Consider the following 13,017-nt stretch of genomic DNA (forward strand, 5'->3'; position numbering starts at 1 on the left):
CGCACCATTCCCGCGGCGGGTGCCTCGTCCTGCGCGCTCGTGCCCGCGGCTGCGCCGCGGCCTGTCGCGCGGTTCCCCGCGTCCCTGATGGCGTGCCCTCCGCGCCAGGGGCGAGCCCCTGGCGGACGCGACAGGCCGCGACGGACCGCCGGGTGGGGCACCGGCCCCGAACTCGGACCCGGGAGGGTCAGAGGGTGTGTTGGGCGCCGCCGTCGACGGGGAGCAGGACCCCCGTCAGATAGGACGCCGCCGGCGAGAGCAGAAACGCCGCGGCCCGGCCGAACTCGGCCGGCGTACCGTACCGCCGCAGCGGGACCCCCGCCTCGTTCCGCTCGCGCGCAAGCGCCGGCTCACCGCCCAGCGCGTCCAGTTCGCGCACGCGATCGGTGTCGATGCGGGACGGCAGCAGCCCGACGACCCGGATCCCGCGGGGGCCGACCTCCGCGGCCAGCGTCTTGGCGTAGCCCGCGAGGCCCGGCCGCAGGCCGTTGGAGATCGCGAGGCCGGGAATCGGCTCACGCACCGAGCCGGACAGCACGAAGCCGATGACCCCGCCCTCCCCGAGGGCTTCCGCGGCGGCCCGCGCCAGCCGCACCGCACCGAGGAAGACCGACTCGAAGGCGGCCTGCCACTGCTCGTCCCCGGTGGCGGCGGCCGTGCCGGGGGGCGGCCCGCCGACGCTGATCAGCACACCGTCGAGCCCGCCGAAGCGGGTCCTGGCGGTGTCCAGCAGCAGGCCAGGCGTCGCGGGGTCCGCGTTGTCCGCGACGACGCCCCACGCCCGCCCGGGACCGCCGATGTCCGCCGCCGCCGCGTCGAGCGTGGCGGCGGTGCGCCCGGAGAGCACCACCTTGGCGCCCTCAGCGGCGAGTTCGCGCGCCGCGGCGAGCCCGAGGCCGCGTCCGCCCCCGGTGACCACGTACACCCGGTCCTTGAGCCCGAGATCCATCGCTCAGCCCGTCCTCACATCGTGGCCCGACAGCGCGAGCGCGGTATTGACCAGGCCCACATGGCTGAACGCCTGCGGGTAGTTGCCCAGTTGGCGCCCGGCGACCGGGTCCCACTCCTCGGCGAGCAGCCCGACGTCGTTGCGTACGGTCAGCAGCCGTTCGAACAACTCCCGCGCCTCACCGGTGCGCCCGGTCACATGCAGGGCGTCGGCGAGCCAGAACGAGCAGGCCAGGAAGGCGCCTTCACTGCCGGGCAGCCCGTCCACGCCGCTGGCGTCGGGGGAGTAGCGGCGGACGAACCCGCCGTGGTCCAGTTCCCGCCGCACCGCCTCGACCGTGCCGACCACCCGGCGGTCACTCGGCGGCAGGAAGCCGACCTGCGGGATCAGCAGCGTGGCCGCGTCCAGCTCGGTGGAGCCGTAGGACTGCGTGAAGGTGTTGCGCGCGGCGTCGTAGCCCTTCTCGCACACCTCGGCGTGCACCTGCGCCCGCATCGAGCGCCAGCGGTCCACGTCGCCGCGCAGCTGCGGGCGGGCCTCCACCGTGCGCACCGCGCGGTCGGCCGCGACCCAGGCCATCACCTTGGAGTGCACGAAGTGCCGGCGCGGGCCGCGTACTTCCCACAGGCCCTCGTCCGGCTCGTGCCACTTGGACTCCAGGAACTCCATCAGCATCCGCTGTACGTTCCAGGCGTGCGGCTCGTCGCGCAGCCCGCTGTTCCTGGCCAGGAACAGCGAGTCGAGGACTTCGCCGTAGACGTCCAGCTGGAGCTGGCCTGCGGCGGCGTTGCCGACCCTGACCGGCGTGGAATTCGCGTAGCCCTTGAGCCAGGGCACCTCGTACTCGGTCAGCCGCCGCTCGCCCGCGATGCCGTACATGATCTGCAGGTCGGCCGGGGCGCCGGCCACCGCCCGCAGCAGCCAGTCCCGCCAGGCCTGCGCCTCGGCGAGGAAGCCGCCGGAGACCAGCGCGTTGAGGGTGAGGGCGGCGTCCCGCAGCCAGCAGAAGCGGTAGTCCCAGTTGCGCACCCCGCCGATCTCCTCGGGCAGCGAGGTGGTCGCGGCGGCGGCGATACCGCCGCTGGGCGCGTACGTCAGGGCCTTGAGGGTGATCATGGAGCGCAGCACGGCCGCCCGCCACGGCCCTTCGTAGCTGCACCGGGCCGACCACTTCTCCCAGTCCTCCAGGCTCTGTTCCAGCGCGGCGAAGGGGTCCGCCCGGCGCGGCCGGCCGGCGTGCGAGGGGTGCCAGGTCAGGACGAAGGCGACCCGTTCACCGGCCGAGACGGTGAAGTCGGAGTAGGTCCGCATGTCCTTGCCGTACATCGGCAGCGGCGGCTCGGTGCGCAGCCACACCGCGTCGGGACCCGCGACGGCCACCCGCTGGTGGTCGGCGCGCCGCATCCAGGGCACCACGCTGCCGTAGTCGAAGCGCAGCGTCAGCTCGCTGCGCATGGCGACCTCGCCCGAGACGCCCTCGACGACCCTGATCACATCAGGCGCGCGGTCGCGCTGCGGCATGAAGTCGGTGACCTTGACGGTGCCCGCCGGGGTGTGCCACACGGTGTCGAGCACCAGGGTGTCGCCGCGGTAGGAGCGCTCGCTGCACTGGTCGGCGTCGAGCGGGGCGAGCCGCCAGCGGCCGTTTCCCTCGTCGCCCAGCAGCGCGGCGAAGCACGCGGCGGAGTCGAAACGCGGCAGGCACAGCCAGTCCACGGACCCGTCCCTGCCCACCAGCGCAGCGGTCTGGAGGTCGCCGATGAGCGCGTAGTCCTCGATACGTCCTGGCACGGGTCAGCCTCGCCGCCTTCCGGTGGTGTCTGTCGAGTGTGCTGGTCCCGCCGCTAGACCGCTACCGGAACACTGCCCTCGGGCTCCTGCGGGGTCTCCGACTGCTTCTTTCGGGCCGCCAGCACCTCGGCGCGCTCGCGGCGCAGCAGCACCACCCAGCCCACCGGCACCATCGCGGTGAACAGCCACCACTGGATCGCGTAGGCCATGTGCGGGCCGATGCTGCTGTGGTCGGGGTCGGGGATCAGCGCGGGCTGGCCGTGCGCCGGCTTGGGCGAGGTGGACACCAGCTCCAGGTAGCCGCCGACCGGCTGCGCGGGCAGGCCGCCGGCCGACTCCACCGCGGAGCCGTTGATCAGCATGATCTGCCGCGGCGGGAGCCCCGACCTGTCGCGGATGCCGGTGCTCGACGTGGACTCGTCGGGCCGCAGCCGCCCCACGACCGTGACCTCGCCGGACGGCGGCGGGGTGATCCGCGGGAATTTCGTCGGGTCGTCGCCCGGCGAGATCCAGCCGCGGTTGATCAGCACCGCCCGGCCGTCGTCCAGGATCAGCGGGGTGATGACGTGGTAGCCGACCTCTTCGCCGCCGCCCGAGCTGTCGTCCGACCCGGAGTTGCCGGCGGTGCGGTGCCGGGCGACGACCTCGTGCGCGGTGTCGTAGCGGCCGGTGGCGGTCACCATCCGGTACAGGTCCTTGTGCGGCACCTGGTAGCCGGGGGAGGTCACCGACTCGACCGGTACGGGGGTGGCCTTGAGGCCGGCCGCGATGATCCTGTTGTTCGCCACCCGGTGCTCATGGCGGTGCAGCTGCCAGAAGCCCAGTCTGACCATCACCGGGATCAGCAGCAGACCGACGAGGGTGAGGATCACCCATTGGCGGGACAGCAGGAAGCGGTACACCCCACGACGGTACAACTCGGCCGCGGGGCGTCCGCGGGTAGGGGGTCGGTCGGCCCCGCGGGTGCGGGGTGTGCGGGCCGCGGCTCAGGCGTGCGTCGGGGTGTCGGCGTGGTCGACGATGCCGGCGGCGCCCTCCGCCTTGGCGCAGTGGCCGCTGCAGAACCAGTGGCCGTCGACCTCCACGCCGTGTCCGATGACCTGCACCCGGCAGTGCTCGCAGATCGGCGCCATCCGGTGGACGGCGCACTCGAAGCAGTCGAAGACGTGCACCGCGCCCTGGGCGTGCACCTCGAAGCTCATCGCATAGTCGTTTCCGCAGACTTCGCATCGTGCCATGAGGCCAGGCTGCGGTGCCCGGGCGGCCCGGGCAACCCGGCGGCGGGCGTGTTGCCCGCCCGCCACCCGGACGGCGGCTGCCGTGGACCGCCGCAGAGCGGCGGCGCGGTACGGGTCAGCCGTGCACGCCGGCGGCCGGGATGACGGCCTTGAGCAGCTCGGTGAACTGCCGCTCGTCGATCACCGGCGTCCCGTAGGCGCGGGCCTTGGCCACCTTGCCGGTGGGGGAGCCCGGGTCGTTGGTGACCAGGACGCTGGTGAGCCGGCTGACGGCGGAGGCGACGTGCAGCCCGGCGTCGGTGGCCCGGTCCTCCAGCAGCTCCCGGTCGATACCCGTGTCGCCGGAGAAGGCCACCCGCATGCCCTGGACCAGCGGCCCGTCGGGCGCCAGCCGCCCGGGGTTGGCGTACGGGCACGGCGGGCGCCTGCGGGCCGGCCGCCAGCCGGAGCGCGGGCCCGAGCCGTACAGCGCGCCGTAACGCGGCGCGGGCACCGCCGGGTCCACCCATTCGGTCAGCGGGCGGCAGGCGTGCAGCGGCAGCGGCAGTTCGGCCGCGGCCGCCAGATGCAGGCTCGGCCGGAAGGTCTCGGCCAGCACCCGGGCGTCGTCCAGGGCGTGGTGGGCGCGCTGCTGGACCACCCCGTAGTGCGCGGCCAGCGACTCCAGCTTGTGGTTGGCCAGCGGCAGCCGCAGCTCCTTGGCCAGCACGATGGTGCACAGCCGGTGCTCCACCGGCGCGGCGGACCGCGCCCTGGCGTACTCCCTGGCCAGCATCGACCAGTCGAAGACCGCGTTGTGCGCCACCAGCACCCGCCCGGCGAGGCGTTCGGCCAGCTCGCCGGCGATCTCCGGGAAGAGCGGGGCGTCGGCGAGCATCGCGCCGGTCAGCCCGTGGATCCACACCGGACCCGGGTCGCGCTGCGGATTGACCGGCGAATACCAGTGGTCCTGGACCTCGCCGCGGGCGCCGAGGCGGTAGACCGCGGCGGACACGATCCGGTCGTCCTTGCCCAGCCCGGTGGTCTCGACGTCGACCACCGCATAGCCCTCGGGATAGCCCGCGGGCCATGGCGAAGGGGGCGGCGGCGCGGTCCGGTTGTCCAGCATGGTCACTGAGGATACGGCGCGCCGCCGACAGTGGATCATCCCGTACGCCCGAGGGGGCCGCCGCCGGTGCCGCGGAGTTGACGCGTACGCGTCCGTACTAATCGGTAACAACCTCTGGCGGACGCCCTGGACGTGCCTCTATGGTGCGCGCATGCCGCAACTGCCCGATGTCGTGCTGTGGTCGATACCCGCCTTCGTGCTGCTCGCCGTCGTCGAGATGGTGAGCTACCGCATTCACCCCGACGAGGACGCGGCCGGGTACACCGGCCGGGACACCGCCACCAGCCTGTCCATGGGCCTGGGCAGCCTCGTCACGGACGCGCTGTGGAAGATCCCGGTGGTGGCGATCTACTCGGGCGTCTACGCGCTCACCCCGCTGCGGGTGCCGGTGCACTGGTGGACGCTGCCGCTGATGCTGCTCGCCCAGGACTTCTTCTACTACTGGTCGCACCGCGGCCACCATGTGATCAGGCTCCTGTGGGCGTGCCACGTCGTGCACCACTCCAGCCGCAACTTCAACCTCTCCACCGCGCTGCGGCAGCCCTGGACCAGCCTGACCTCCTGGCCGTTCTACCTGCCGCTGATCGCGCTCGGCGTGCACCCGGCGGCGCTGGCGTTCTGCTCGTCGGTCAACCTCGTCTACCAGTTCTGGATCCACACCGAGCGCGTCGACCGGCTGGCCCGCCCGCTGGAGCTCACCCTCAACACGCCCTCGCACCACCGGGTCCACCACGCCTCCCAGGGCGGCTACCTGGACCGCAACTTCGGCGGCATCCTCATCGTCTGGGACCGGCTCTTCGGCTCCTTCGCCGCCGAGACGCAGCGCCCCGTCTACGGCCTGACGAAGAACATCGCCACCTACAACCCGCTCCGGGTCGCGACCCACGAATACGCCGCCCTCGCCCACGACCTGGCGGCGGCGGCCGGATGGCGCGACCGGGTGGCGCACCTGCTGCGCGGCCCCGGCTGGCGCCCCTCCGTGGCGCCCGACCCGGCGGCGGAAGCGGCGGCCGGAGCCGCCGGCAGCCGGACCCCGGAGCCCGCCGCGTGACGGCGAACGGCGCGGCTGCGGGCACCAGGGCCGCGCCGGAGCGGGCGGGCGCCGCCCTCGCCGCCTTCTGCGCGCTGGCGTGCCTCCAGCTGGCGGCCCTCGGCGCGCACCAGGACCTCTTGCGCGACCTGGGCAAACCGCTGCTGATGCCCGCGCTCGCCGTCTGGGTGCGGACCTGGCGCGGCCCGCGGCTGCTGGTCGCGGCGCTGCTGTGCGGCTGCGGCGGCGATGTCCTGCTGGAGGTCGGCGGCACCGTGCCGTTCCTGCTCGGCATGGGCTGCTTCGCCGCCGGGCACGTCTGCTATCTGCGGCTCTTCGTCCGGCTCGGCGGTTTCACCGGGCCGCGCAGGGCGGTACGCGCGCGCTGCGCGGCCTACGCCGGGGCGTGCGCGGTCCTGGTCGTGCTGCTGTGGCCGGGCCTGGACGCCGGGATGCGGATCCCGGTGGCGCTCTACAGCATGCTGCTGACCGCGATGGCCGCGGGCGCGTACGGCCTCGGCGGCGCCGCGCTCGCCGGCGGCGCGCTCTTCCTGCTGTCCGACACCCTGATCGCGGCCGGCCTCGCGGACTGGCCCCGGCCGCCGGGCCATGACCTGTGGATCATGGCGACGTATCTGGTGGGGCAGGCCCTGCTGGCCTTCGGGGTGCGCAGGGCGGGCGGCGCCGCACGGCCCGCGCCCCGCGCGGCGGCGCCGGTGGCCGCGGCGGCGGCGCGGGGCGGCCCGTAGCGCTCGGGCAGGCGACGCCTGCGGCCCGGCAAGGTGCCCCCGGACCAGCGGATTCAACAGTCTGTTGCAAAGCGGCGGGTGTCGCGTACGCTTCGGCGGTGACCGCCGCCCGGCTGCTTTGTCGGCGCGGGGCCATAGGCTGGAGGGACGGACGGCGCGGCCAGGCGCCCGGAGGGAGGCGGAGCACGTGCTCATCGACACCTACGGACGCGTGGCCACCGACCTGCGCGTCTCGCTCACCGACCGGTGCAATCTGCGCTGCACCTACTGCATGCCGGAGGAGGGCCTGCAGTGGCTCGCGAAGCCGGATCTGCTCACCGACGACGAGATCGTCAGGATGGTGCGGATCGCGGTCACCGGCCTCGGTGTCACCGACGTCCGCTTCACCGGCGGCGAGCCCCTGCTGCGCCCCGGGCTGACCGGCATCGTCGAGCGGTGCGCCGCGCTCGAACCGCGCCCCCGCATGTCGCTGACCACCAACGGCATCGGGCTGCGCAGGACCGCGGACGCGCTGCGGGCGGCGGGCCTGGACCGGGTCAACGTCTCGCTCGACACCCTGCGCCCCGACGTCTTCCGCACCCTGACCCGCAGGGACCGGCACGCCGACGTGCTCGCGGGCCTCGCGGCAGCCGCCGCGGCGGGCCTCGCGCCGCTCAAGGTCAACACCGTGCTGATGCGCGGGATCAACGACGACGAGGCGCCCGGTCTGCTCCGGTGGGCGCTGGACCACGGCTACGAACTGCGGTTCATCGAGCAGATGCCGCTGGACGCCCAGCACGGCTGGCAGCGTACCGACATGGTGACCGCCGACGAGGTGCTGGCGGCCCTCGGCACCCGCTTCGTGCTCACCCCGGAAGGCGAGACGGTACGCGGCTCGGCCCCCGCCGAGCGCTGGCTGGTGGACGGCGGCCCGGCCAGGGTCGGGGTGATCGGCTCGGTCACCCGCCCGTTCTGCCGGGCCTGCGACCGCACCCGGCTGACCGCCGACGGTCAGGTGCGCGACTGCCTGTTCGCCCGCGGGGAGTCCGACCTGCGCGCCCCGCTGCGCTCCGGCGCGTCCGACGCGGAGATCGCCGAGCTGTGGAAGGCGGCGATGTGGGGCAAGAAGGCCGGCTCGGGCCTGGACGACCCGGCGTTCCTCCAGCCGGACCGGCCGATGTCAGCCATCGGCGGCTGACCGCTGCTCCCACTCGGCGAGCGCCACCACGTCCTTGAGGAAGCCGCGCATGCCGAGGAACTGCGCCAGGTGCTCACGGTGCTCGTCGCAGGCCAGCCAGGTCTTGCGCCGCTCGGGTGTGTGCAGCTTCGGGTTGTTCCACGCCAGCACCCACACCGCGGCCGTGCGGCACCCCTTGGCCGAGCAGATCGGCGTCTCGTCGTTCACACGTCCCAGTAAACCGCAGCGCGCCCGGCGCCCGGCCCGGCCGGAAGGCGGGTGCGGCCGAGCCCCGGCCGCCCCCGGACATGGCGACGCCGGGCAGCCACGGGGGGAGCCGCCCGGCGTCGGTCCATCGCTCCGACGGGGGATGCGGAGCGCCTACGAAGTATGTCATGCACTGACGCGTTGGCGGGAGTGGAACGTCACCATTGATCTGAGCCTTTCTTGAGGTTCCGCTTCCCGGGCCGCGCTGGTCCGGACCTGGGCAGCCCGCCCCGATCCCAGGTCAGAAGGTGTCGGCCGGATCGGCGAGCGGCTCGGCCGCGCGTTCCGCTCCGGACTCCACTTTGGTCGCCTCGAGCGCCGGCCGGACCGGTGGCGGGACGTAGGCCGCGGGCGCCACGGGCGCGTTCTCCCTGCCCGCATTGGCGTAGACCACTGCGATGTACGGGAGCAGCAGACCGATCGCCAGACACGCCCAGGCCAGCGGGCGCTCGATATTCCACAGCACGACCGTGAGGATCACCGAGACGGTACGGACCGACATCGAGATGATGTACCGCCGCTGCCGTCCGCGTACGTCCTCGGTCAGCCCGGTACGCGCCCCGGAGATCTGGTAGACCTCAGGCCCGCCCTGCTTCCGCATCGCATTCCACCGCCGCTCGACTGTCCGGGCCGCACTGCTCGCGGGTTGCGGCGCGCCACACCGGATGCCACTACGGTACGCCGCGCGGCGCGTGCGCATCAGAGCGGGGGAGCGGCGGGTCTTTGCGCCGTTCGGACCATGGTTGCCCCCGACATGCGGCGTAGCCCGGCCGGGCGGAGACTTGCCGCACGAGTACCGGGCGCCGGCCGCCCGGTGACGAGGAGGCGAGCGGCATGGGTTGGCTGTGGGCGATCATCGTCGGTCTTGTGCTTGGCCTCATCGCCAAGGCGATCCTGCCAGGCAGGCAGAGCCTGCCGCTGTGGCTCACCGTGATCTGCGGCATGGGCGGCAGCATCCTCGGCAATGCCGCGTCGACCTGGCTCGGGGTCAACGACACCAAGGGCTTCGACTGGACCCGGCATGTGCTCCAGCTCATCGGCGCGGTCATCGTCGTGGGGCTCGGCGACGCCCTGTGGTCCGCGTTCAAGGGCAGGCGCAGGACGACCAGGGTCTGAGGCGGCGGGCCGTCCGGCGGGCTCCGGGAGCCCGCCGGAGGGTCAGCCCGGCTGCACCCGCAGCCATCGCGGCGCCACGGGACCGGTCAGCCACACCCCGTTGTCGCTGACCCGGAAGACCTGGCCCCCGGCGGCGAGCCCCGCCGCGTCCACCGCGAGCACCACGGGACGGCCGTGCCGCGACCCCACGCGCACGGCCGTCTCGCGGTCCGCCGACAGGTGGACGTCCTGCCGCGCCATCGGCAGCAGCCCGTCGCGCAGGATCAGCGGCAGGGTGGCCGCCGCCGTCCCGTGGAAGAGCACCTCGGGCGGCGCCGCCGGCGCGAGGCCCAGGTCCACCGGCAGGGTGTGCCCCTGGCTGGCCCTTATCCGCCGGCCGTCCTCGGAGTACGCGAACCGCCGCTTGTTGTTGGTGGCGACCACGTGGTCCAGCTCCGCCCGCGTCAGGCTCCTGCCGTGGGCGGAGCACGCGGCCAGCAGCGCGCCCACGTCCACCCAGCCCGCCTCGTCCAGCGCCAGCCCTATCCGCTCCGGCCGGTGCCGCAGCACCAGCGACAGGAACTTCGACGTCTTGACCGTCCGCTTCTCGTCCAGCATCCCCCCGGCCCCCCTGATGTCCCCGGGCGTCTCAGACGCCCTGGCTGACCGAACTCATGTTGAAGTCCGGCACCCGCAGCGCCGGCGCCGCCGCCCGGGTGAAGTAGTCGCTCCACTCGCGGGGCAGCGTCCGCTCGCTGCGGCCCGCCTCGACCGCCCGGCCCAGCAGGTCGACCGGTGATTCGTTGAAGCGGAAGTTGTTCACCACGCCCGACACCTCGCCGCCTTCGACCAGGTAGACGCCGTCCCTGGTCAGGCCGGTCAGCAGCAGCGTCGCCGGATCGACCTCGCGGATGTACCACAGGCAGGTCAGCAGCAGGCCGCGCTCGGTGCCCGCCACCATCTCGGCCAGCGACCGCTTGCCGCCGCCCTCCAGGATCAGGTTGTCGGCCGCCGGCGCCATCGGCAGCCCGGTCAGCGCGGCGCTGTGCCGGGTGGTCGGCAGATTGCGCAGGGTGCCGTCCCGCAGCCAGTCCACCGGGCCGACCGGCAGCCCGTTGTCGAAGACCGAGGCGTCGTCGCCCGACGCGTGCGCGACCACGAAGGGCGCCGACTCCAGGCCCGGCTCGCCCGGGTCGCTGCGCAGCGTCAGCGGCAGCGCCGCCAGCTGCTCGCCGACCCGGGTGCCGCCGCCGGCCCTGCTGAAGACCGTACGGCCCTCCGCGGCGTCCCGGGCGCCCGAGGACCACAGCTGGTAGACCATCAGGTCGGCGACCGCCGACGGCGGCAGCAGCGTCTCGTAGCGCCCGGCCGGCAGGTCGATCCGCCGCTCCGCCCAGGCCAGCCGCTGCGCCAGTTCGGCGTCCAGCGCCAGCGGGTCGACATCGGTGAAGTCCCGGGTGGCCGCGCCCGCCCACGCCGACCGGGTGCGGTCGGGGGACTTGGCGTTGACCTCCAGCGTGCCGTTCGGCTGGTCGTGCCGCAGCCGCAGCCCGGCCGACGTGCCCAGATACGTCGAGGTCACCGAGTGGAAGGCGAAGCCGTACAGCTGCCGCCCGCCGGCCCGCGCGAGGGCGAAGGCCTCCCCGAGCGCGGGCGCGAAGGCCGCGAAGACCCCCGAGGCGGTCTCGGCCGGCGCGTCGGTGAAGTCCGCGGACTGCGGCACCCCGGTCACCAGCGGCTGCGCGTCCTCGGCGGGACCTGCCTCGCGGGCCGCCGCCTCGGCCGCCCGCACCAGCGGCTCCAGCTCGTCCGCGGTGACCGCGGAGCGCGACACCACCCCGGAGGCGGCGCCCTGCCCGCCGTCCACCGTCGCGATGACCGTCAGCGTCCGCCCGCGGGTGACCCCGTTGGTGGTCAGCGCGTTGCCGGCCCAGCGCAGATTGGCGCTGGACTCCTCGTCGGCGATGACCACACAGCCGTCCGCCGCCGACAGCTCCAGCGCCCGTTCGACCAGCTCGTGCGGCTTCGTCGTCGTGCTCATCGCCCCGCCTCCTGGGTGGTGTTCAGAATGTTGACGCCCCGGAACAGCGCGGAGGGGCACCCGTGGGACACCGCGGCGATCTGGCCCGGCTGGGCCTTCCCGCAGTTGAACGCCCCGCCCAGGACGTAGGTCTGCGGGCCGCCGACGGCCTCCATCGAGCCCCAGAAGTCGGTGGTGGTGGCCTGGTAGGCGAAGTCCTTGACCTGGCCGTCGAGGCGGCCGCCCCGGATCGCGTACGCCCGCTGACCGGTGAACTGGAAGTTGTAGCGCTGCATGTCGATCGACCAGGACCGGTCGCCGACCACGTAGATGCCGCGTTCGACCCCGCCGATCAGCTCCTCGGTGGACGGGCCGTCCGGCGCGGGCTGGAGGGAGACGTTCGCCATCCGCTGGACCGGGACATGGCCGGGGGAGTCGGCGTAGGCGCAGCCGTTGGAGCGCTCGAAGCCGGTGAGCCTCGCGATCCTGCGGTCCAGCTGGTAGCCGACCAGCACACCGTCCCTGACCAGGTCCCAGGACTGGCCGGCCACGCCCTCGTCGTCGTAGCCGACGGTGGCCAGGCCGTGCTGGGCGGTGCGGTCGCCGGTGACGTGCATCAGCGGCGAGCCGTACTTCAGGGTGCCCAGCTGGTCGAAGGTCGCGAAGGAGGTGCCGGCGTAGGCGGCCTCGTAGCCGAGGGCGCGGTCCAGCTCGGTGGCGTGGCCGACGGACTCGTGGATGGTCAGCCACAGGTTGGACGGGTCGACCACCAGGTCGTACGCGCCCGCCTCGACCGAGGGCGCGCGCATCTTGTCGGCCAGCAGGCCGGGGATCGCGGCGAGTTCGCCGTCCCAGTCCCAGCCGCCGTCGGTCAGGTACTCCCAGCCGCGGCCGGCCGGCGGGGCCAGGGTGCGCATCGACTCGAAGCCGCCGCCGTCGGGGTCGACGCTGACCGCGGTGAGCTGCGGGTGCAGCCTGACCCGCTGCTGGGTGGTCGTGGTGCCCGCGGTGTCGGCGTAGAACTTGTTCTCGTGCACCGCGATCAGCGAGGCGTCCGCGTGCGAGACGCCGTCCGCGGCCAGCAGCCGGCCGCTCCACTCCGCGAGCAGCCCGGTCTTGTCCGCGTCGGGGACGTCGAACGGGTCGATCCCGTAGGCCGACACCCAGGTGCGGTCCGCGTGCACCGGCTCGTCCGCCAGCTCGACCCGCTCGTCGGAGCCGGCCGCCGCGATCACCTTGGCGCTCAGCTTGGCCATGGCCACGGCCTGCGAGGCGACCTTGGCCGCCGCGTCCATCGTCAGGTCCACGCCGGAGGCGAAGCCCCAGGCGCCGCCGTGCACCACCCGGACCGCGTAGCCCAGATCCGTACTGTCCGACGTCCCGGCAGGCCGCGCGTCCCGCAGCCGCCAGGCGGCGCTGCGTAGCCGCTCCAGCCGGAAGTCGGCGTGATCGGCGCCCAGCGCGCGCGCTCTGGCCAGCGCCGCGTCGGCGAGCGCCCGCAGCGGCAGCGCGAGGAATGACTGATCGACCTCATGAGGCACGGCGAACTTCCCTTCGCGTCAGCGTGTCCGCAGTGAATCATGCCGCGCCGGGGGTGGACGGCGCCGCGAATTT

Annotated in this window: 14 protein-coding genes; 4 read left to right on the forward strand and 10 right to left on the reverse strand. The window is 73.8% G+C overall.

The genetic code is table 11. The annotated features are described in order from the left end of the window. Positions 1-187: 187 nt before the first annotated feature. The 5 genes from OHA86_RS29595 to OHA86_RS29615 form a co-directional block, all read right to left on the reverse strand. A complete protein-coding gene (locus tag OHA86_RS29595) occupies positions 188-949 on the reverse strand; it encodes an SDR family oxidoreductase (RefSeq protein WP_329180126.1) in 762 nt (253 codons plus the stop codon). A 3-nt stretch (positions 950-952) separates the two neighbouring features. Next, positions 953-2,740, reverse strand: coding sequence for a glycoside hydrolase family 15 protein (locus OHA86_RS29600; protein WP_329180127.1), 1,788 nt, complete (start codon positions 2,738-2,740; stop codon positions 953-955). A gap of 53 nt (positions 2,741-2,793) precedes the next feature. After that, on the reverse strand, positions 2,794-3,642 hold the full coding sequence (locus tag OHA86_RS29605; RefSeq protein WP_329180129.1) for an SURF1 family cytochrome oxidase biogenesis protein: 849 nt from the start codon (positions 3,640-3,642) through the stop codon (positions 2,794-2,796). Positions 3,643-3,726: 84 nt separating this feature from the next. Next, positions 3,727-3,978, reverse strand: a complete 252-nt coding sequence (locus OHA86_RS29610; RefSeq protein WP_329180131.1) for a hypothetical protein — start codon at positions 3,976-3,978, stop codon at positions 3,727-3,729. Positions 3,979-4,093: 115 nt separating this feature from the next. After that, on the reverse strand, positions 4,094-5,086 hold the full coding sequence (locus OHA86_RS29615; protein ID WP_329180133.1) for a DEDDh family exonuclease: 993 nt from the start codon (positions 5,084-5,086) through the stop codon (positions 4,094-4,096). 151 nt (positions 5,087-5,237) lie between these two features. Here OHA86_RS29615 and OHA86_RS29620 point away from each other — a divergent pair, with 151 nt between their 5' ends. The 3 genes from OHA86_RS29620 (at position 5,238) to moaA (ending at position 8,042) form a co-directional block, all read left to right on the forward strand. Further along, positions 5,238-6,137: a sterol desaturase family protein gene (locus OHA86_RS29620; protein ID WP_329180135.1), complete on the forward strand. Its 900-nt coding sequence runs from the start codon at positions 5,238-5,240 to the stop codon at positions 6,135-6,137. Next, positions 6,134-6,865, forward strand: coding sequence for a lysoplasmalogenase (locus tag OHA86_RS29625; protein ID WP_329180136.1), 732 nt, complete (start codon positions 6,134-6,136; stop codon positions 6,863-6,865). The genes OHA86_RS29620 and OHA86_RS29625 overlap by 4 nt, the downstream gene beginning before the upstream one ends. 187 nt (positions 6,866-7,052) lie before the next feature. After that, entirely contained in the window at positions 7,053-8,042 is a 990-nt protein-coding gene (gene moaA / locus OHA86_RS29630; RefSeq protein ID WP_329180138.1) for a GTP 3',8-cyclase MoaA, read from the forward strand. Here the strand turns inward: moaA and OHA86_RS29635 are convergent. Together OHA86_RS29635 and OHA86_RS29640 are read right to left on the reverse strand one after the other, a co-directional pair. After that, positions 8,025-8,249 carry a hypothetical protein gene (locus tag OHA86_RS29635; RefSeq protein ID WP_329180140.1) on the reverse strand — a complete coding sequence of 75 codons (225 nt, stop codon included), beginning with the start codon at positions 8,247-8,249 and terminating at the stop codon, positions 8,025-8,027. The two genes, moaA and OHA86_RS29635, sit on opposite strands and share 18 nt — an antisense overlap. A 280-nt stretch (positions 8,250-8,529) precedes the next feature. Beyond that, positions 8,530-8,889: a DUF3099 domain-containing protein gene (locus OHA86_RS29640; RefSeq protein ID WP_329180141.1), complete on the reverse strand. Its 360-nt coding sequence runs from the start codon at positions 8,887-8,889 to the stop codon at positions 8,530-8,532. Positions 8,890-9,122: 233 nt separating this feature from the next. Between OHA86_RS29640 and OHA86_RS29645 the strand changes: the two genes are divergently transcribed. Then, positions 9,123-9,404: a GlsB/YeaQ/YmgE family stress response membrane protein gene (locus OHA86_RS29645; RefSeq protein ID WP_329180144.1), complete on the forward strand. Its 282-nt coding sequence runs from the start codon at positions 9,123-9,125 to the stop codon at positions 9,402-9,404. Between the two features lie 42 nt (positions 9,405-9,446). On the opposite strand, the gene OHA86_RS29650 is transcribed toward OHA86_RS29645, so the two are convergent. From OHA86_RS29650 to OHA86_RS29660, 3 genes are read right to left on the reverse strand one after another with little or no spacing between them, the layout of a single operon-like run. After that, positions 9,447-9,998 carry an RNA 2'-phosphotransferase gene (locus OHA86_RS29650; protein WP_329182604.1) on the reverse strand — a complete coding sequence of 184 codons (552 nt, stop codon included), beginning with the start codon at positions 9,996-9,998 and terminating at the stop codon, positions 9,447-9,449. 34 nt (positions 9,999-10,032) lie between these two features. Beyond that, entirely contained in the window at positions 10,033-11,424 is a 1,392-nt protein-coding gene (locus tag OHA86_RS29655) for a metallopeptidase TldD-related protein (RefSeq protein ID WP_329180146.1), read from the reverse strand. Continuing rightward, positions 11,421-12,944: a TldD/PmbA family protein gene (locus tag OHA86_RS29660; protein ID WP_329180148.1), complete on the reverse strand. Its 1,524-nt coding sequence runs from the start codon at positions 12,942-12,944 to the stop codon at positions 11,421-11,423. The genes OHA86_RS29655 and OHA86_RS29660 overlap by 4 nt, the downstream gene beginning before the upstream one ends. Between the last annotated feature and the right edge of the window lie 73 nt (positions 12,945-13,017).

This window comes from Streptomyces sp. NBC_01477, from assembly GCF_036227245.1.
Classification (GTDB): Bacteria; Actinomycetota; Actinomycetes; order Streptomycetales; family Streptomycetaceae; genus Actinacidiphila.